At 42.2% G+C, this 17,252-nt stretch carries 24 protein-coding genes; 13 read left to right on the forward strand and 11 right to left on the reverse strand.

Annotation, left to right across the window (positions count from 1 at the left end):
* The first annotated feature begins 9 nt into the window (after positions 1–9).
* The 4 genes from PQO05_RS05610 to PQO05_RS05625 all read left to right on the forward strand — a co-directional run bounded on the left by PQO05_RS05610 (position 10) and on the right by PQO05_RS05625 (position 3,520).
* Positions 10–1,134, forward strand: coding sequence for a TlpA disulfide reductase family protein (locus PQO05_RS05610; protein ID WP_273631696.1), 1,125 nt, complete (start codon positions 10–12; stop codon positions 1,132–1,134).
* Between the two features lie 9 nt (positions 1,135–1,143).
* Positions 1,144–1,413, forward strand: coding sequence for a hypothetical protein (locus PQO05_RS05615; protein ID WP_273631697.1), 270 nt, complete (start codon positions 1,144–1,146; stop codon positions 1,411–1,413).
* 41 nt (positions 1,414–1,454) lie between these two features.
* Positions 1,455–2,276 (forward strand): peroxiredoxin family protein, encoded by an 822-nt coding sequence (locus tag PQO05_RS05620; protein ID WP_273631699.1) that lies wholly within the window; start codon positions 1,455–1,457, stop codon positions 2,274–2,276.
* 92 nt (positions 2,277–2,368) lie between these two features.
* The gene (locus tag PQO05_RS05625) at positions 2,369–3,520 is read left to right on the forward strand and encodes a TlpA disulfide reductase family protein (RefSeq protein ID WP_273631701.1); all 1,152 of its coding nucleotides are present in this window, start codon (positions 2,369–2,371) and stop codon (positions 3,518–3,520) included.
* Here PQO05_RS05625 and PQO05_RS26730 read toward each other — a convergent pair.
* The 4 genes from PQO05_RS26730 to PQO05_RS05640 form a co-directional block, all read right to left on the reverse strand.
* The gene (locus tag PQO05_RS26730; protein WP_420490418.1) at positions 3,487–3,705 is read right to left on the reverse strand and encodes a hypothetical protein; all 219 of its coding nucleotides are present in this window, start codon (positions 3,703–3,705) and stop codon (positions 3,487–3,489) included. The two genes, PQO05_RS05625 and PQO05_RS26730, sit on opposite strands and share 34 nt — an antisense overlap.
* Positions 3,687–3,995: an Lrp/AsnC family transcriptional regulator gene (locus PQO05_RS05630; protein ID WP_337942806.1), complete on the reverse strand. Its 309-nt coding sequence runs from the start codon at positions 3,993–3,995 to the stop codon at positions 3,687–3,689. The genes PQO05_RS26730 and PQO05_RS05630 overlap by 19 nt, the downstream gene beginning before the upstream one ends.
* 753 nt (positions 3,996–4,748) lie before the next feature.
* The gene (locus PQO05_RS05635; protein WP_273631703.1) at positions 4,749–5,855 is read right to left on the reverse strand and encodes an AsmA family protein; all 1,107 of its coding nucleotides are present in this window, start codon (positions 5,853–5,855) and stop codon (positions 4,749–4,751) included.
* Positions 5,842–6,093, reverse strand: coding sequence for a hypothetical protein (locus PQO05_RS05640; protein WP_273631704.1), 252 nt, complete (start codon positions 6,091–6,093; stop codon positions 5,842–5,844). The genes PQO05_RS05635 and PQO05_RS05640 overlap by 14 nt, the downstream gene beginning before the upstream one ends.
* A gap of 137 nt (positions 6,094–6,230) precedes the next feature.
* Between PQO05_RS05640 and PQO05_RS05645 the strand changes: the two genes are divergently transcribed.
* The 4 genes from PQO05_RS05645 (at position 6,231) to PQO05_RS05655 (ending at position 8,967) form a co-directional block, all read left to right on the forward strand.
* The gene (locus tag PQO05_RS05645; protein ID WP_273631705.1) at positions 6,231–6,404 is read left to right on the forward strand and encodes a hypothetical protein; all 174 of its coding nucleotides are present in this window, start codon (positions 6,231–6,233) and stop codon (positions 6,402–6,404) included.
* 240 nt (positions 6,405–6,644) lie between these two features.
* Complete coding sequence (locus PQO05_RS26735; RefSeq protein WP_420490482.1) at positions 6,645–6,893, forward strand: DUF1810 family protein; 249 nt, start codon at positions 6,645–6,647, stop codon at positions 6,891–6,893.
* Positions 6,814–7,086 carry a DUF1810 family protein gene (locus PQO05_RS05650; protein WP_273631706.1) on the forward strand — a complete coding sequence of 91 codons (273 nt, stop codon included), beginning with the start codon at positions 6,814–6,816 and terminating at the stop codon, positions 7,084–7,086. The genes PQO05_RS26735 and PQO05_RS05650 overlap by 80 nt, the downstream gene beginning before the upstream one ends.
* A gap of 309 nt (positions 7,087–7,395) precedes the next feature.
* Positions 7,396–8,967 (forward strand): PAS domain-containing sensor histidine kinase, encoded by a 1,572-nt coding sequence (locus PQO05_RS05655; protein WP_273631708.1) that lies wholly within the window; start codon positions 7,396–7,398, stop codon positions 8,965–8,967.
* On the opposite strand, the gene PQO05_RS05660 is transcribed toward PQO05_RS05655, so the two are convergent.
* Together PQO05_RS05660 and PQO05_RS05665 are read right to left on the reverse strand one after the other, a co-directional pair.
* The gene (locus PQO05_RS05660; RefSeq protein ID WP_273631709.1) at positions 8,964–9,557 is read right to left on the reverse strand and encodes a hypothetical protein; all 594 of its coding nucleotides are present in this window, start codon (positions 9,555–9,557) and stop codon (positions 8,964–8,966) included. The genes PQO05_RS05655 and PQO05_RS05660 overlap by 4 nt on opposite strands.
* A gap of 279 nt (positions 9,558–9,836) precedes the next feature.
* The gene (locus PQO05_RS05665) at positions 9,837–10,001 is read right to left on the reverse strand and encodes a hypothetical protein (RefSeq protein WP_273631710.1); all 165 of its coding nucleotides are present in this window, start codon (positions 9,999–10,001) and stop codon (positions 9,837–9,839) included.
* Positions 10,002–10,076: 75 nt separating this feature from the next.
* Here PQO05_RS05665 and PQO05_RS05670 point away from each other — a divergent pair, with 75 nt between their 5' ends.
* Entirely contained in the window at positions 10,077–10,442 is a 366-nt protein-coding gene (locus tag PQO05_RS05670) for a response regulator (RefSeq protein WP_273631711.1), read from the forward strand.
* A 74-nt stretch (positions 10,443–10,516) separates the two neighbouring features.
* The gene (locus tag PQO05_RS05675; RefSeq protein WP_273631712.1) at positions 10,517–10,855 is read left to right on the forward strand and encodes a hypothetical protein; all 339 of its coding nucleotides are present in this window, start codon (positions 10,517–10,519) and stop codon (positions 10,853–10,855) included.
* On the opposite strand, the gene PQO05_RS05680 is transcribed toward PQO05_RS05675, so the two are convergent.
* The 4 genes from PQO05_RS05680 to PQO05_RS05695 all read right to left on the reverse strand — a co-directional run bounded on the left by PQO05_RS05680 (position 10,852) and on the right by PQO05_RS05695 (position 12,762).
* Positions 10,852–11,205: a response regulator transcription factor gene (locus PQO05_RS05680; RefSeq protein ID WP_273631713.1), complete on the reverse strand. Its 354-nt coding sequence runs from the start codon at positions 11,203–11,205 to the stop codon at positions 10,852–10,854. The two genes, PQO05_RS05675 and PQO05_RS05680, sit on opposite strands and share 4 nt — an antisense overlap.
* A gap of 287 nt (positions 11,206–11,492) precedes the next feature.
* The gene (locus tag PQO05_RS05685; protein WP_273631714.1) at positions 11,493–11,786 is read right to left on the reverse strand and encodes a hypothetical protein; all 294 of its coding nucleotides are present in this window, start codon (positions 11,784–11,786) and stop codon (positions 11,493–11,495) included.
* A gap of 65 nt (positions 11,787–11,851) precedes the next feature.
* Positions 11,852–12,292, reverse strand: coding sequence for an Hsp20/alpha crystallin family protein (locus PQO05_RS05690; protein WP_273631715.1), 441 nt, complete (start codon positions 12,290–12,292; stop codon positions 11,852–11,854).
* Positions 12,293–12,567: 275 nt separating this feature from the next.
* Positions 12,568–12,762 carry a hypothetical protein gene (locus PQO05_RS05695; RefSeq protein ID WP_273631716.1) on the reverse strand — a complete coding sequence of 65 codons (195 nt, stop codon included), beginning with the start codon at positions 12,760–12,762 and terminating at the stop codon, positions 12,568–12,570.
* 560 nt (positions 12,763–13,322) lie between these two features.
* Here PQO05_RS05695 and PQO05_RS05700 point away from each other — a divergent pair.
* Both PQO05_RS05700 and PQO05_RS05705 read left to right on the forward strand, forming a co-directional pair.
* Positions 13,323–14,120 carry a mechanosensitive ion channel family protein gene (locus tag PQO05_RS05700; protein WP_273631717.1) on the forward strand — a complete coding sequence of 266 codons (798 nt, stop codon included), beginning with the start codon at positions 13,323–13,325 and terminating at the stop codon, positions 14,118–14,120.
* 926 nt (positions 14,121–15,046) lie between these two features.
* Entirely contained in the window at positions 15,047–15,313 is a 267-nt protein-coding gene (locus PQO05_RS05705) for a hypothetical protein (protein ID WP_273631718.1), read from the forward strand.
* A gap of 591 nt (positions 15,314–15,904) precedes the next feature.
* Here PQO05_RS05705 and PQO05_RS05710 read toward each other — a convergent pair.
* Positions 15,905–16,573 carry a hypothetical protein gene (locus PQO05_RS05710; protein ID WP_273631719.1) on the reverse strand — a complete coding sequence of 223 codons (669 nt, stop codon included), beginning with the start codon at positions 16,571–16,573 and terminating at the stop codon, positions 15,905–15,907.
* A 196-nt stretch (positions 16,574–16,769) separates the two neighbouring features.
* Between PQO05_RS05710 and PQO05_RS05715 the strand changes: the two genes are divergently transcribed.
* Positions 16,770–16,985 carry a hypothetical protein gene (locus PQO05_RS05715; RefSeq protein WP_273631720.1) on the forward strand — a complete coding sequence of 72 codons (216 nt, stop codon included), beginning with the start codon at positions 16,770–16,772 and terminating at the stop codon, positions 16,983–16,985.
* Positions 16,986–17,252 lie beyond the last annotated feature (267 nt).

A 17,252-nucleotide genomic window follows, 5' to 3' on the forward strand; every position in this document is an offset into this window, starting at 1 on the left:
AAATAAAACATGAAAATAAGAAATCTATTAATAACCTTTTTTTCTGCCCTCTCCACGATTTGTTTTGGCCAGGCCGGAAAGTCATTTTCAGTTCATGGACAAATTACTAATCCCAAATTGGATTCAGTTTCCATGCTGTATATAAATGATCAGGGAAAAATAATCAGACAAATTATTCCTGCAGAGAACGGGAAATTTGATATCGCAGGGACTATTAATCAGCCGACTATGGCTTATTTGTTGTTTATGCATAAAGGTGAAAAGTTGAACAAAAGAGAGGCGGAGATCAAAACCAACAAGGTCTATATCGAGCCGGGAGAAATGACCATTAACGCAGAGGAAGATCGACAAGGCTATGTTACCGTAAAGGGTTCCAAATCTCAAATAGAATGGAATGATTTAAAAAGTAAAACAAGGCCGATTCAATCGGCCCTCGATTCTTTATCGAATGGTGATGCAAGGAAGGCACCAGCTCTCCTAAGAGAACAATTAGCGAAAATCAATTACGCATATTTTATTGGCCATCCCGGCTCATACGTGGCGGCTAACCAGGTTACGTATTTTATGTCTAGTTATAGCCTGGATTCCTTAAAACGCCTTTACGACAATTATTTACCGGAAATAAAAGAAAGTATTGATGGAAAAAGGCTCGCCGCTACTATTAAAGGTCGCACGGCGGGCTTGCCCGGTACTATGGCCTTTCAGTTTACAGTAAAAGATAAAGATGGCAAAGACTTGGCTTTAGCTGATTTTAAAGGTAAATACGTATTGCTGGATTTTTGGGCGACCTGGTGTGTTCCCTGTCGTAAAAGCATGCCCCATATGATAGGTTTATACCAAAAATATAAAGCGAAAAATTTTGATGTTATCGGTATAGGCGATGATGATAACCGGGTTAAAGAGTGGATGGATGCTATCGAACATGATGGCATCGGTATGTTTCACCATACGCTCCGCGGCGTAAATATGGAAATGTTCAGGAAGGGTATCCCGAATCCAAGGGATTTGGACGAAGGATATGGTATCCGGGCCCTGCCAACCTTGATATTAATTGATCCGGCTGGTAAAATTATCGGCCGTTTCAGCGGAAATGAAGAAGAACTCGACACAATGCTGGCCTCTGTAATCAAATAAACATCAGCTATGAAAACAGATAGCCAACACCTTGACAAAAATAGGGCCTGCTTGATGAATTATTTAAAATGTCATGTTAAAAAGATGCTTGTCAGCATTGTGTTTTTTTTGTCTTTCCTGACAGGATATACCCAGACCTACAATGTAACTATTCAGGGCAAAATAGAAAAGATGAAGCCGGGCACCCGCATTTTTTATCATTGGTACGATAAGGATCATTTAACCGCAGATTTCGCAGGTGAGAATTTTGTGCAGAGTGATGGCGACAATTTACCATAGGGCTCAATGTCGATAAAGGGAGTGGTAATGAGCTGGTGTTGATGATGGGCAGTAAAGTCATGTCTGGCAAACTGATGTTCCTGTATGTGGACGAAGGAAGAATCACAATACATTCCAAAGATTCTTTACTGACCCATATCAGACTTGGTGGTAGTCTTTATGCGCGAGAATTAGACCAATACCATCAACTCATTAACAGTACACCTGCGCTCGCTGCTTATGATAGTGTCAAAAACGATAGGTATAAGGCCCGCTCAAAAAATGATGCGTTAACACTTAAGACGAAGTCGGCGGAATTAAGCGGACTGGACTCGATCAGAAGAGCAATGTCAATTGGCTGGATAAACGAGCACCCGAATAGCCCGATCTCCGTTTATATTATGCACAATGTTTTTGAACCGTTAACGGGCAAGCTAAGTAATGAGGAAAAAAAGGGCTTATTAGCCAAAATAACGCCTGAAGCTAGAAACAATAAAATAGCTGCTGCGATGGAATACACCTTTAATATGAATAAAATTGCCAGCATAGGGAAGACAGCACCAGATTTTACCCAAAACGATACGCTTGGAAAACCGGTATCCCTGACAGATTTTCGTGGCAAATACGTGCTACTCGATTTTTGGGCAAGTTGGTGTGGTCCATGCCGAAAGGAAAACCTCAATGTGGTAAAAGCATTCAATAAATATAAAGATAGGGACTTTACTGTCTTAAGTGTATCACTTGACCAGCCTGGGAAACGGTACGCGTGGCTTAAAACGATCCATGAAGATCAGCTGACTTGGACACATGTCAGTGATCTTAAATACGGGGTAATGATGTCGTCAAATTATACGACATCAATGCCGTGCCTGCTAACTATCTGATTGGCCCGGATGGGATCATCTTGGCGAGGAATATTCGCGGTGAAGACCTTGAACACACCCTTGAAAAAGTAATTCATTAACCATTAATCATTATGAAAGCAAAAAACTTAATATTAGCATCAGTTGCTACACTATTCGCGGGATCAGTCTTCGCTCAAACAAGCAGTAGTATCGTATTTAGCGGTAAAACAGATACTGCTTACAATGGTAAGATGGTGATTTTATACAATAAAATTACAGGCGATCATGATTCAACCCTGGTAGCCAATGGCCGGTTTGAAATGACCGTTCCTTACAAAGAACCAAGCCGGTATATGTTTTATAGCAAATATGAAGTGAGAAAAAAAGGCGGATATGCCCCTTTCGGCATTATTGTAACAAAACCGGGTACCGTGCAGCTGAACGCAGACATGGAAACATTTACCAACTCCACAGTGCCGGGGAACAAGGAAAACGACCTTTATCTTTCTTTTATTAAAGAGAGTGCACCTGCAAGGGAACAGATTATTGACAAATTGTCTGCAAAATACGGTGCTGACTTTTCAAAGCACCTTAATCAGAAAGATCCGCTATATGGGGAGGTCAACCAGTACTATAATGATCTGAATGCTGAATTTAACAAAGGCCAGGTAGAAAGATTAGGTTTATTTATCCAGTTGCATCCGGAATCGTTCACTGCACTATACCTGTTGAATAGTATGATTACGGTTGTGCCGGCAGATAAGGCGCAACTCTATTATAATGAACTCGTAATAGCTTACAAAACAACGAGTTATGCGCTTAATATACAAAAATCTATCGATGCGAAGAACATTACCGCCATCGGCAAACTAGCGCCGGATTTTGAACAGCCGGATACTTCAGGAAAAATGGTTAAACTTTCCGATTTCAGGGGACAGTACGTGTTGGTCGACTTTTGGGCCAGCTGGTGCATACCGTGTCGTGAGGAAAATCCCAATGTAGTGAAAGCGTATAGTCGCTTTCATAAAAAAGGTTTTACGGTACTGAGCGTGTCACTTGATCAGCCCGGAAAAAAAGAGTCCTGGCTAAATGCTATACATCATGATCAGTTGACTTGGACACAAGTCTCAGACCTGAAGTTCTGGAATAACGCAGTCGCAAAGTTGTATGGGATCCAAGCTATACCGCAGAACTTTTTACTGGATAAAGAAGGAAAAATCATAGCGGTGAATATTAAAGGGAATGATCTTCAGAATAAGTTGCTGGAGCTTTTCCCACAATAATCATTTTTATTAAATCGGATAGGCAGTATCATGCCCGGTTTCAGACAGAACAAAAAAACTTTGCACTGTAGTGATGTTGGGAAGCGTAGCCAGCTTATTGCGATACAAAGATGATAAGCTTCCATGTCGCTGGTTGCTATGCGCAGAATAAAATCGAAAGTACCCGTCATTTGGTAACGTTCCATGACTTGTGGAATTTAACGACTTCTTGTTCAAATGTGTCAAGCGTATCGGCGGCATGGTCATTTAATAAAACATGGCTGTAAGCGATCGAGCTTTTGTTGATTTTCCTCAGGTCGAGGATAGTCACTGTTTTCACAATATATCCTTGTTCTTTTAATCGTCTTACACGTTCATGTATGGTCGCGACGGATTTGTAAATTTTAACCGCGATCTCTTTGTTTGTTAATTCGCCATTCCGTTGTAAGGGCATTAAAATCGCGATGTCAACGGAATCTAATGAGTTAGTTTCCATGTCAATTGAGAACAAAGGAGTAAAAAAACAATAATAATCTACATTTCAAAACCCTACTTCTGAATTGTTACAGCTTTTGTTAAAATAACCGAATAATAAACGGATTAATAAATAGCTTGATACATATAATGATAAAACTCAATTTTATCTGGAATATGGACGTGTTACACCAAAAAATAGTAGATGTAAAAAGTCCATTAATCGCAAAATTTGAAGAATTGATATTTCCAATATTGGGCACATCATTCAAGTTTATTTCGACCTGTACGGGGGAATATCTACGATAACCATTTTGATACCAATGTCGATATATAATATCGGACCGAATGATTATTTGAAATCGGTTTGTGCTCGGGTAATCGGGAGAAAGCTCAGGGCTTTACTATCGGGATCGGATCCATTGAGAGAGCAGGTAGAGGCCATTTTGAAAAGTGGCCCGCACTTGCTGGCTGGCGATGCCTGACGTATCAAGATGAAATCAAATGTCCGAAAAAGGAATAAAAAGGTTTTGCAACGCCAGGTCTTGACTTTCTAATACTTGTCCAACGCTTTCGTCGCAAACAGTAGTGTTTGCATCAATGAAGAAGGGATTACACATACTCATCTAAAAAGTCCATCCTTCCAATTAAGGCAGTGCAGATCAGTTTTTGTATTTTCTGAACCGGCGTCCAATCAAGTCATAGATATAGATGCAAATAATGCTAAGACAGCCCTTTTGATGATTTACATATCACTTAATGCCACTTGCTCCGCTTAATTTTTCTCATTATCCTGCTGACGAAATTTCAGCTCGTTGCTCAAGCTTTCATGGAAGGCATGCACAAAAGCATTTTTCAGGATGCCGACAAAAGTAGCCCAAACGCTGGTCTTCGGATCTTTGATATTCCCTTTGATGGGTATGACTGTGGCGATCTTCTTGGTTTTTGGATTGGTTACAGCTTTAGCGAACAAGCCAACCACGGCTTTTTTCACAACCCGCAGCAGGCCGCCTTTTTTCTTAATATCTTTTTTGACGTTCAATATCTTCAGGTCACTGATGAAGGGCTTGACATAACCGTTCATTTCGCCATCCATTAGCGTGAACTTACTAAAGATATCGATGCGGCCGCGTTCCACGTCCATTTTAGCATTTGCCTCAAAGAACTGGTTTAGGCTGAGCAGGTTCGTGCCAGTCAGCGAGAGGCCAAGGTCAAGGTCGGGAATGTCCTTTAAAGCGTTCACATCCATATCCGCCTTTAAATGGCCGCCGCCGATGGAGGTGCCGGTCAGCGATACGTGCGAGGGCAGGCGTTTACCTTCTTTCTGCACATTGGCCAGGTTAAGCGCGGTTAATTGCATATGATCGATATGTAGATCGGCGACCGGCTTCTTGCTCAGATCAACATAGGCCAGTTTCCCGTTGTTCACCTGTAGGCGGTTGATCATCATGGGCATCAGCGCTTTGACGGTTTGGGTCCAGCTTTCCTTCGACGGCTCTTTGCTGATATCTTCCGTAGCCAGGATATGAACAGCCGGACGGTCGAGGATGACCTCACCAACAAGGCGCCCCTTGAATAACGCGCGCCATTCCACGGAAAGGTCTGCCCGCTCTACAGCGAGAAAAGGAAACTTTGCTGGATCGGTTGTCTTTTTTAACAGCAGGCCTTTGATCACATAAGCGCCGCGATAAAGGCTGATATCAATATCAACGACATGACCGGTGTACCCGGGTAGCGCATTAAGCTTTGTATTGACATAATGTTTGACGATGCCCGGCAGGAGCAATCGGAAAATGATCAACGCTATGATAACACCCAGCAAAACCTTATATCCGACCGCCAGACTGCGCAGCCAGCTCCAGGTACTTTTATGCTTTATCATGTTCCAGCTGATGTTGTACGATATCTTCTAATTCGTTCAGGCCCGTTTTATGCTTTTTCTTTTTCTTCTGTTTCTTTTTCAGGTAATCCTGCGTATGTTCCAGGCGGTAGGCATCTCCTTTGGCCGCGCTCTTGCCGCGCAAATAGAACCAGATGCCGGTGCCGGCCGCCAGAACTCCTGCAACGATAGCGCCGATAACCAAGCCGGAATGATCTTCTTTGTTAAATGGGTTTTTCATAGCTGATGTTTTGTAGTACAACACGTATCAGCGCTTTTAGTTGTGAAAATATTCAATAAAGACAATTCTTTAGTTAGGAGTTAAAACTATCTCCTGAAAAGCATGTTAATCAGATACATCTAAATATCATCAAACCTATGGCAAAGAAAGGCGTAAAAGTGGAACGTAATTCCGTATCAGAACAACCACACGAGCTTAAATACGAAGCAAAGAAAGAGGACACTAGCCCCCAAAAGGTAGAGGCCACCAAGAAAGCGACCGGAAGCAACAAACGTGCTGCGGTGGAAAAGAAACTGGAAGGCAAGAAATAATGTTCAATGAATTGTCAATTGAAGCCCTGAAAGGGGCTTTATTGTCTCAAAAAAATATACTTACGGAAGATAATATAAAGCCAAAGTGGCCTAAATGGTTCATCAACCTTTCTGTTGATGAACTAAAGACCGCTATCAGCGAGGTGGGTAATTCAACTAGGGAACTGGAAAATTATTTTAAAATTTCATTGCCCGTTTGAACGAGATAGGTGATCTGTTTAAAGGGTTTTGGCGAAGGTATTGACCTGCCGGCCACGATTAAAAAAGCTCAGACAATATTCCAATAAGCATGAAGAAACACGGATTACGGCGCTGGCAGATATCAAAAGTGGCAAGAATCGAGGTCATTGGATGTGGTATATCTTTCCGTATATCGCCGGGCTAGGCTTGACCGATATTTCGAAACATAATGCCATCAAAGATCTACAGAAGGCGACCGACCGTTTTGATGGATCAAACGCTTGGCCTGCTGTTAACGGATATTTGTAATGCGCTTTTACAGCTGGAGACCAAGGATTCTTTCGAAGTATTCGGCAGTCCTGACAACCTGAGGATAAGGCCTTCCATGACCTTGTTTGATGCCGTACCGGCTACTTTCCCGGTATTCGGGCAGGTGCTTGATGAATCTTATAGGGGAGAGCGTGACCAGCGGACACTGGACTTCCTCGTTATTAACGGATGAAGCTTTGGTGATGCAATATTGAACTGCTTAACCAGACCTATGCGGCGGATACCATGATTGAGCGCTAGGTGGGCCGTTATCACCTGAACTTTAAAACCGATGCGTTCGGCAGGCCGTTATTATTATTCCTCTACAAGCATAGCCACAACTGCAAGATCAAAGGCGGATGTTTTGCCCGGCACCTTGTTATCGATGCGACGGGCCAAGTTATCAAAGATCACTGGGATAACAAAGGAAAAACTTAGATTTTCCGTGTTCCCTACAGATAACGATTCTTTTAAATACCTTTACAGCTAATTCCTGATCTCGATGTCTCCATCAAAAGATGCCTTAAGGGTTTTAGAATGCGCTCCCAACAAGTATCTGGTGTTGTCGGTCGACCTTTTTATTCTCACCGCCAGTGAACTGTACCTGGAAGCTACTGAAACCACCCGCGAGACCATCGTTGGTCGGCATATTTTCGATGCTTTTCCTGATAATCCCAATATAGCCGATATCGAGGGCGTGAATAATGTTAACTTTTCGTTGCAGGAAGTATTGCGCACCAAAAAGATACACCAGCTCCCGGTGATTCGCTACGATGTTCCTGACCAGAACAGGCCCGGTGCCTTTATCGAGAAATACTGGCATGCCAGCCATACGCCGGTATTAAACGAAGACGGCGAGATCGAGTTTATTATTCAGCTGGCCAATAATGTTACCGAACAGGTGCTGACGGCAAGGGCTTTGAAAGTGGTTGAACAGCAGAATAGCGACACGAAAGCTTTGCTGACGCGCGTTACGAAGGAAATGACCGAACAGGTAAATGCGCGGCAGGAAACCGAACGGATGTCTAACCAGTTAAGGCTCGCCGTCGAGGCGGCTAAGATCGGCACTTGGTTTATTCAGCCGGAATCCAAAGCACTTACCTATAACGAAAACCTGGCGGTGATCTTCGGTTATAAAGGAAACGCACCGATGACTTATGAGCAAGCGATCGGCCAGGTAACCGACGAATACCGGTCCGCCATCTTAAATGCGATCGAAGAAGCTATCGCCAGTGGTGGTGATTATGACTTCACCTACCAGCAGCTGCGGTTCAATGACAATGAGCTAGTTTGGTTAAGATCACTGGGCCGTATCAGCGAGGACGAACAAGGTAACCATTCGATATTTTCCGGCGTGGTGATCGATATCACCGAACAAAAAAAAGACGAACAGCGCAAGAACGACTTTATCGGCATGGTCAGCCACGAACTGAAAACGCCGCTGACCTCACTGACCGGTATCATCCAGATCGCTGGCCTTAAGTTGAAAGGCCACGAGGACATTTTCTTAGGTACTGCTATAAACAGAGCTGGGGTCCTCGTCAAGCGCATGAGCACCATGATCAACGGTTTCTTGAATATATCAAGGTTGGAGTCTGGGAAAATCCTAATCTATAAACAACGGTTCGCTATCGATGAACTAATCCGCGGAGTAATTGATGAAACGAATTTAAGCAGTTCATCTGATGTCATCGAGTTTGATGAATGTGACCGACTGGAAGTGCGGGCTGACCGTGATAAGATCGCGTCGGTACTTAGCAACTTATTAAGCAACGCTATAAAATATTCTTCGAAAAGCCCCACAATACAGGTGACCTGCCAAGCCACAGCAACCGAGGTGCAGGTCAGCGTAAAGGATGACGGGATGGGCATCGACGAGGAAGATGCGAAGCACATTTTTGAACGCTACTACCGTGTTCAGAGCCAAGATATGAAGCACATTTCCGGCTTCGGTATAGGCTTATACCTAAGCGCGGAGATCATTGAAAGACATGGTGGCAGGATTTGGGTGGAAAGCGAGTCAGGCAAAGGATCTATCTTTGCTTTTACACTTCCGTTAGAGCAGAAAGCTTAATCATGTTCGCCTTTATTCGAAATTTCTTTGATGACCTGGTCAAGCTCATTAGCGCTGGTATCCAGCATGTTCATTAACTTCTCCCTTTCTGCATCGTCGTCCGCTACGCGCAGTAGCTTACTAATACCCATAATATTAGCTAGCGGTTTACGTACCCCGTGCGATTGTATGAAACTGATCTCATCCAGGGAGGTCTCGGCTTGGTCAAGTTTCTCACGCGTATCGATGAATTCGGTGATATTATAACCTATGCAAAAAATTCCCAGCGGCTGGCCCTGTTCATCCAGCATGGCCTGCATTTCCCATTGCGTGACCACGAATCCGCCTTTACCATCGTGTTTACGCAAAGTCGCTGGGAATAAACGGTTGGGATGCCCGAAGCACATCGGACCAACCTCCTCACAAATCCTGATATCCTGCGGATGCAGTGTAACGGAGAAATCCTGCCCTTTCAACGTACCTTTGCCAAAACTGAAATTGCGGTCATAATTCGGGCTCACGTAAATATAGACGCCATCCATGCCTATGGCTATGGTATAGAAGAAATCCGAAGTCTCTAAAAAATTATTGATCTGGTTATACCTGTGCATGAATACTGCATCATTAAATGCTTTTATCATTACGCCTGGAACCACAAATTGTTTGATTTGCGCTATTAACTGCTGTTTTCCTAAATTCTTTAATATCGCTTAAATTTCATTTCAGGTAATTTTCCAGCTCCTTCGGCGACCCATAATGAATCTCCGCCAGCGCCATATCAACTTTGATCACGCGACGCCAAACTTTTTCATAACCAGGCTGCCATCGCCCGCACCCGGGTGCTTTTCCTCTTCATACCAATTCGGCACCGGCAGGCTCACTTAGTTTAATCAGAACTTAACCCATAGGAGGCGGGTATTCGTCTGCATGATCTGCGGGTCTTCCTGCGGCACTTCCGGTTCTTTCGGATCGCTTGGCTGCGCTATTTCAGGTGTTTCTTTCGGCTGTTCGAATTCCGGTTTTTCACCCGGCAAGGTTTTGTGTTGCTTTCCCATAGTTTTTATTTATTAAAAGGGGACAGGATCAGGTTGTTTGGCCTGCTTATTGCCTGATAGCCAACGGAGAAGGATATGAAGCAGAAAATACTGGTGCTGGATGATGACGAAGACATATTGGATGTGATCTCGTATATTTTAACGGATAAGGGTTATGATGTGGCAACGCTGTCGGGAGGAGAAGAAATCTTTCAGACCATACAGCAGTTTCACCCGGACTTGGTGCTGATGGATGTCATGCTGGGCAACATGGATGGCCGCGTGATCTGCAACCAGCTGAAACAACATACCGCGACACATGCGCTGCCGGTGATACTCATATCCGCTTCGCACGACCTGGCGCAGTCGCTCCGGCAGGAAGGCGCACCAAATGATTTTATCGCCAAACCCTTCGATATCGATTACCTGGTCAAAAAGGTGCAGCAGCAGCTGGCTGCCTGACGGACTATATTTTTAAATTTTTTAAACCGAGCTTATCACTTACTGTTATTCTCAAAAAATGAACACGCTAAGTTATGCAACCGATCTATTTAACTATTGGGCTGCATCCCTTGATGATCATCCCTGATATCCAAGCCCATCTCAACGGGCATGCGGCCATTACCCATACTTATCATATATACCGGCAAAGCGGCCTGGCGCCGAAACATGAAATTTTTGAAAACGAGGAAATGCACGGGCTAGATGAGAATGACCATCCCGATTACATTGGGCATCTGGTATTTGAGATTCCGGAAAAATTATTCAATTATTTTCCCAAGGGAATCCATCCGCCGGACGGCGGTGAGGTGACGGAACTCGTGGAGCAACTGAGCCATTACCGGGATAATCCCGGGCTCTGGCAAAATAGCTAAACGAAGCGACGTACGATAGCGACCAGATCTTCCAGGTCAAATGGTTTCTTGAGATAAGCATCGGCACCGCTTTCTTCGGCGAGATGAGCCAGCTGATGAACAGCGGAGACGATAACAACAGGGAATTGGACAGTAGCGGGATCTTTTTTCAGTTTCAGGCAAAGGTCACGGCCAAAGCCGTCCGCCAGTCGGTTGTCCAGCAGAATAAGCGACGGGGCAATTTCCTGCACAGAGCTAACGGGCACAGTTTCCGTAGAACTGACCACGTTAAGCCCTTCGTCCTGAAGGATATAAGTCATCATATCCAGAATGTCTTTATCGTCTTCTATGATGAGGATCGTTTTCGCCATTAATGTTACAGATAGGGGGCAGTAATCACGGATAGGCTGGATGGAAGGTAGCGGCAAGACTGCACTGCAAATATACAAAAATGCGTTGATTTAGCATTGCCCTGCCCAATCGTCATCGCGGGTTTGATTTACGAGCAAGGTAACGAACCATAACAAGAATCCGGTAAGCAACAAGTCACGGTGGGTCAACGGCGGTACTTGTTGAGTTAACCATAGCAGACCATCCCAAACTAATAGTACTAACGTCCCAGCGACTATCAAAGTCCTGAATAAATCCAGCTTCGCCATCACTCTATCTCCTCCAGGTTCTTTAAACGAAAGATTTCCCGCGCGATCAATTGACAATTTAGCCCCAGTTCCTCTAGCGTACAGCATTTGGTTTTGATCTGTACCGGCAGCTTGTTCACGGTTTCCATCAGGTCGATATGCAACAGGCAGGATGGCTTTAGTTCCTTACTGCCTTGAAGCTGCTCAAATAATTGATACGCCCCCTCGTTGTAGTCACCTAAAAAATATTGTCCGTAATTCGTAAAGCCCTGCGGCGTTTTCAGGCTCAGTAAAATGTAAAATTGCGTTTCCATAAAGTGTTGAAATTCAAAAAGCCCCTGCCAGCAGGAGCTTTTGGTATTAAACAAACTATTAACACTTATTTAATTTCGATTTGCCTGCGCACGGTCTTCGCTTCTTCGCGTTTAGCGATATCAATACATAAAACACCGTCGGTGTAAATGGCGTCGATCTTACTGTCGTCCGCGCTATCCGGCAAGGTAAAGGAACGTACGAAAGAACTGTAGCTGTATTCACGTTTACTATAGTTCTTTTTGCTATCCTGGTGATCGGTGCTTTGTTCTACCGAGACAGTCAGTTGGTTACGTTCCAAGGTCATTTTGAAATCTTCTTTTTTCAGACCTGGCGCTGCCAACTCGACATGGTAGTTGTTTTCGGTCTCGCTGATGTTCACGGCGGGAACGCGGGTCACCATGCGGTCATTAAAAAAAGTATCGTTGAAAATAGAATCGAAAACGTCACTAAAGCCTGGCAGTAATGAGCCGTTTCTTTTTTCAGGATTGAATTTAACTAAGGTCATGTCCTTTTCTCCTTTAAGTTTTACTTTAAAAAATAAATGATCAATAATTAATTAAACTGCAATAGAGCTAACAAGCTCTGTGCCAGTATATCAATCCTGAAAAATTTTCATTTTCGGACTGAAAAAGTTTCAGCACCCGTGCCAATTTTTCAGCTATGTGAATTAAGTCCAAACCATCAAGACTAAAGTTACACACACACACAGGTTGTATAAGCGAGATTTTTATTTCATCCGCATAATATTAGAGCCCTAAGCTTTAAGGGGTTTTATTTAAATTAAGACACATAATTAACATAAGCTCCTTCCACTGGAAGATATCTATTATGTGGTGGGTTTTGGCTTCTTATGGTACCGCCAACCCCTTCATAAAATGAAGGAGCCGGACCGCCGCCACAAATATTTTGAGAAATAATTTCTACCTCCGGCTTCTGCCATGCTTTGTTTGCGCGGATTTTGTCGCTTACTTTCATTCGATTTATTTTACATCACAACTTAAAAACTTTCCAGCTACTTTGCGCAAAGGTTGTGAAAATTTGAGCACTATTACAAAGTCTCGTTTTTCGTAATCAAACCCATAACACCAACCGACTTTCATTTCCACCTGATTGGCAATTTACAGGACTGATATTTATTGAATTGGCTGAGCGAGGATTATAACAAGCTCACTATTTTAAAGCAGTATTTCGAGAGCTTTCGGTATGTATTTCTAAGGCGACTTGGCGAATGCTATCAAAGCTTTATCTCACATACAAAGGAAAAAAACTGCGACTAAACAATTCGGAAAATCTTAAACGGTATAACTCGAACTGCCGTCATTGTCCAGCCTTCTTATTAATTCGGTGTTGTCAAGCGTAGCTTTATAGGTAGTTATTGTCGATCTACCGAATATTAGATCCGCTATTTTATGATACAAGTTTGTGCAAAAAACAATGCCTTTGGATATCTGTAAACTTTCCGGTAAATGCGTTGTTTCTGCCTCTGACGCTGCGGATTTCAACTCAATCGCGTTTATTTTAATAATAATCTTTTTATGAAGAACACTTTTAACATTGAAAAATTTTATGACCACACCTATGCCTGGGTAATCAACTATGGTCCCCGTTTTTTAATTGGGATGCTTGTGCTTATTGCAGGATTAAGATTCATACGCTGGATCCAGAACCGATCCCATAAGAAGATGGACAACAAGGAAGTCGACCCCTCTGTAACACCGTTTTTAAAAAGCTTGATCGGGGTAGCCTTACGGGTGCTGCTGATTATCGGTGTAATGCAGATCATAGGTATCCAGCTTACGCTTTTTACCGCGGTCATTGCTTCATTTGGCGTGGCGGTCGGACTTGCTCTATCCGGTACCCTGCAGAACTTTGCCAGCGGCATCTTGATCCTGCTTTTAAAACCCTTTGCGGTAGGCGACAACATTATCACGCAAGGCGAAGAAGGGACGGTCACTTCTATCGAGATATTTTATACGATCGTTACGACTTTTGATAACCGTGTAGTCATTGTACCGAATAGTAAGTTGTCCAATGAAGTTATCATCAATATCAGCCGCGATGGCAGCAGGCGATTGGATATCAACCTTAAGTTTCCCAATAATATTGATATTAAACAGGCAAAAGAGATTATTAATGCAGCCATAGACAAGTCTGAAAATATCCTGAAGAATCCTGAACGCAGGATCGGCATAGGGGAGATCCAGCCTGACGGTTATGTGATCAGCGTCAGCGTATGGGTGAATGCCCATGGTTTCCAGGATACCAAACTGGCTTTGCAGGAAACGATCTTACAGGATATTAAAGATTCCGGTTTAAAAATTCCCGGGATGTAACAGCTTCAAAGCTGACCGAGAAGGGAGACATTTTCAATCTGGTCTTTCACTTGTATAGTTGAGTTATTTATATTGACTGAAGTGCAGTGCAATTAATTATTAGTAAAATATCTTAAATAGAACTTCGTTTATGGATTAGGATGTTAAACTTTAAAATGTATGATTTGAGGATCTGATTCCGGTCGATTTGCGAAGATGTCCATTATAACGTTCTTCCGCGCGACTTTATCGCTTTCAGCTATTTAAAGCTAACCACCATACGAAAGCGGTCTCATGAAAAAAATTTTATTGCTGGACGATAACCTATGGCATTCTATAAATATTAGTCATATACTATCATGTATTTGTTCCTAACTAATAACCTTTTATTATTTAATAATTAGAATCAGTGCATTCAGTTTGTGCAGGCCCATTGATAGAATATTTTTATTCCCCAAATTCTTTCCTAAGGACATCAATTACTGATTAATTCAAAGTATTTTGGTTGTTCCTTTGTGATGATATTGATGCAATTAGTTATATTCGTATATCAAGTAGCCATTACTTGTGTAGTCGGTTAATAAATTTTAGCCTCTCGACAATAGGTGTTGAGAGGCTTATTCGTTTAATTAGCTCCTGTTAAGCAGCTCTCTGTTGTATTAGCAACTTATCCATTGTAACTTTGACGGGTAAGCAGTGAAGCCTCCAAGCTGTCATTGCAAGCAGGTTTCATTTTAAGCAGTTTTTCTATACTGTAAAACTTAATTATTGATCGAAAATTACACCGGGACTGCTACTGGACCTTGGCAAATTTCAATGCGGTTTTGAGAGATTAAGGCAGTTAACTGTAAAGCTGACCGGCCCCAAATAGGCTTTGTAAAAGCGAAATATGTAATATTTTGCAGCAACTTTGCAGCGTCAACTAACAAGGAAAAACAGCATAACTAATGGAAGTTAATGACAGCACAGGGTTATATGAAACGTTACAGGAGGCACTGGCTGAAGCTGAGCAACGGGAGAACTGGCTGGAGAGCCATGTGAAATCTTTAAGGTATGTCAATATGATGAATGAACAGCTGCAACAGGCAGTTCTCCTAACAGACAGAGATCTTCCCGCTTCGATGGACAGGCTCATTAGTACACTTGACCTGCAATCTTCTTTCAATCCCTGGACAGGTATGTCAGAAGCTTGGAGATGCCGCCTTTGTGATTAGGGCTAAAGCCTTTGCTAATAGCAAAAGGAGCTGTTAATGGGGGTACCCTTAGATGCAGTTATTGTGTGTTGCAAGCAATATTCAAAAATAGTCACTTCCTTGCGAACACGAGATTGATAATGGCTGATCCAAGTGTACAGTTGTTTATGAGTTGGCAAAAAGAAAAGGCATACGAACCGGAAGATACCGAAACGGCAATTCGATCTGGTCTTATAATTTCAATTGATTAATAGAAAAAGGTGAATCTTACCTCTATGATCTCTTAAAAAGGTTTTAAATCTCCCAAAGCTTTTTGTACTATCTATGTACTAACAGTCTACCGTGTAAATAATTTTGATGAACTCTAATGCTGATGTACGGCTTTACCTTGTAAAGTCACACTCTTTTGCTAAGGGTGTCACCCTGACAAGAAAATGTCCAATCAACTTATCAATTCAGCATTGTAAGAAAATAATCTTTATACAGCCTGTTCAAATGTGAATTGAGAACGTGCGATAATTCACAAAATTGAAGAAATTTCATTTATAGACCTTGTATAAATGTTGAATTAGAAAGGGTGTATGATTAAAAATAATCCGCTAACTGCCCAAATCAATAGTCGCGGCCTACAAAAGTATTTGCTTCATCTTTAATAAAGATAAACATAGACCCGCTTTTTGTTCCGATTTTCCACGCCTTAATAATTTTGGGTGAGGTATAGGTGTGGTTTAGATCGTAATTTAAATCATAATAACCAAAGGTTGCTACCAAAATTGAATCCTCAAGATGTTTGCCCGCATATGGACGTACAGGGTTCCTGTAAGGATATTGAAGTGTATCAGTTATTGTTGCAAAAGCTGCTTTTAGTGCATTTACTGAAGACTTCGCGACATTATCCAGATTTACGGTTGTGTACGCTGGTTTCGAGGTATAGATGAGTTGATGCGTTGCTACATCAAACTCAAAAGTACTCCAATTGAGCAATGGAAGCTTGTTATAGAAAGTGTAGCCATTGACCACATAGGTAGGTACAAAAATGTTGTGAGGAGGAGTAACAGGTAGCATTCTGTTAAAAACACTTAATTGTTGCGGAACAAAGTTTGGAACCGTCATCGTATAAGCGTTCATTAACAGGTTTACAGTGTCTAGTTGTGATTTAGACAATACCGAAAATGTTCCATCCAAAACAGATATATTGTTCGGTTTAGGATCAGATTCGTGTTTGCTACAAGCAGCAAAAATGGTAGCCAGGACTAAGAGGGTGAGGTTAAAATATTTCATGATAATGGCTTGTGTTAATATGAGACTACTTACTACCTGTTAACTTCTTTCTACTGGGTAAGGGTATATAAACTATTCTAATAAAGTCTCACAACACTTGCTGTCAAGAGACTTGTCTTATACACTGATCTTATCACAATTAGTAAGTATAATCTTACTATTCCAAATATAAGTAAATCATCTTTACTTTGTAACTATGAACAGCCCTTTAGAATATTTTGAGATTTTCGATGGTGGTGATATGGTTCGTGTCGGAGTGATAGAGGTAACAAATAACCCTTCAATTGATCATCGTGATAAAATATGGTTGGAAACTTTAGTAACAGCAAAGGCTGCACTTTCAGTGGTCGATACAGTGCGCAGTTTATGCCTGTCGACTTTTATCAGTTCTATAATAGTATCCCACAATTGAGGTGGAAACAAAGAAGTCAAGCTGTCAAGTATAGATGCTGATGTTTAGTTGTTAGGTGATTAACTGTAGTCATCTCAAAATAAGACCCTCTTTTAATAAAAATTATAATACAAGGAATTAGCTAACGCCAAAGTGTACAAGCTCTTGGAAGCCATCGTTAATGCGAAAATAATCGCAAGCGATCGTTCTATATTGCAAGCGGTTTTTTTTATCCCCTTAATGGGCCCGGACCTATTTAAGTAATGGCAGATAAATGTTTGATACTAT

It is taken from the genome of Mucilaginibacter jinjuensis (assembly GCF_028596025.1).
GTDB classification, from domain to species: Bacteria; Bacteroidota; Bacteroidia; order Sphingobacteriales; family Sphingobacteriaceae; genus Mucilaginibacter; species Mucilaginibacter jinjuensis.

Coding starts and splice junctions, on each gene's coding strand:
- PQO05_RS05610 (WP_273631696.1), top strand. CDS start 10: ATGAAAATAAGAAATCTATTAATAACCTTTTTTTCTGCCCTCTCCACG.
- PQO05_RS05615 (WP_273631697.1), top strand. CDS start 1,144: ATGAAAACAGATAGCCAACACCTTGACAAAAATAGGGCCTGCTTGATG.
- PQO05_RS05620 (WP_273631699.1), top strand. CDS start 1,455: ATGATGGGCAGTAAAGTCATGTCTGGCAAACTGATGTTCCTGTATGTG.
- PQO05_RS05625 (WP_273631701.1), top strand. CDS start 2,369: ATGAAAGCAAAAAACTTAATATTAGCATCAGTTGCTACACTATTCGCG.
- PQO05_RS26730 (WP_420490418.1), bottom strand. CDS start 3,705: ATGGAACGTTACCAAATGACGGGTACTTTCGATTTTATTCTGCGCATA.
- PQO05_RS05630 (WP_337942806.1), bottom strand. CDS start 3,995: ATGGAAACTAACTCATTAGATTCCGTTGACATCGCGATTTTAATGCCC.
- PQO05_RS05635 (WP_273631703.1), bottom strand. CDS start 5,855: ATGATAAAGCATAAAAGTACCTGGAGCTGGCTGCGCAGTCTGGCGGTC.
- PQO05_RS05640 (WP_273631704.1), bottom strand. CDS start 6,093: ATGAAAAACCCATTTAACAAAGAAGATCATTCCGGCTTGGTTATCGGC.
- PQO05_RS05645 (WP_273631705.1), top strand. CDS start 6,231: ATGGCAAAGAAAGGCGTAAAAGTGGAACGTAATTCCGTATCAGAACAA.
- PQO05_RS05650 (WP_273631706.1), top strand. CDS start 6,814: ATGCCATCAAAGATCTACAGAAGGCGACCGACCGTTTTGATGGATCAA.
- PQO05_RS05655 (WP_273631708.1), top strand. CDS start 7,396: ATGTCTCCATCAAAAGATGCCTTAAGGGTTTTAGAATGCGCTCCCAAC.
- PQO05_RS05660 (WP_273631709.1), bottom strand. CDS start 9,557: ATGCACAGGTATAACCAGATCAATAATTTTTTAGAGACTTCGGATTTC.
- PQO05_RS05665 (WP_273631710.1), bottom strand. CDS start 10,001: ATGGGAAAGCAACACAAAACCTTGCCGGGTGAAAAACCGGAATTCGAA.
- PQO05_RS05670 (WP_273631711.1), top strand. CDS start 10,077: ATGAAGCAGAAAATACTGGTGCTGGATGATGACGAAGACATATTGGAT.
- PQO05_RS05675 (WP_273631712.1), top strand. CDS start 10,517: ATGCAACCGATCTATTTAACTATTGGGCTGCATCCCTTGATGATCATC.
- PQO05_RS05680 (WP_273631713.1), bottom strand. CDS start 11,205: ATGGCGAAAACGATCCTCATCATAGAAGACGATAAAGACATTCTGGAT.
- PQO05_RS05685 (WP_273631714.1), bottom strand. CDS start 11,786: ATGGAAACGCAATTTTACATTTTACTGAGCCTGAAAACGCCGCAGGGC.
- PQO05_RS05690 (WP_273631715.1), bottom strand. CDS start 12,292: ATGACCTTAGTTAAATTCAATCCTGAAAAAAGAAACGGCTCATTACTG.
- PQO05_RS05695 (WP_273631716.1), bottom strand. CDS start 12,762: ATGAAAGTAAGCGACAAAATCCGCGCAAACAAAGCATGGCAGAAGCCG.
- PQO05_RS05700 (WP_273631717.1), top strand. CDS start 13,323: ATGAAGAACACTTTTAACATTGAAAAATTTTATGACCACACCTATGCC.
- PQO05_RS05705 (WP_273631718.1), top strand. CDS start 15,047: ATGGAAGTTAATGACAGCACAGGGTTATATGAAACGTTACAGGAGGCA.
- PQO05_RS05710 (WP_273631719.1), bottom strand. CDS start 16,573: ATGAAATATTTTAACCTCACCCTCTTAGTCCTGGCTACCATTTTTGCT.
- PQO05_RS05715 (WP_273631720.1), top strand. CDS start 16,770: ATGAACAGCCCTTTAGAATATTTTGAGATTTTCGATGGTGGTGATATG.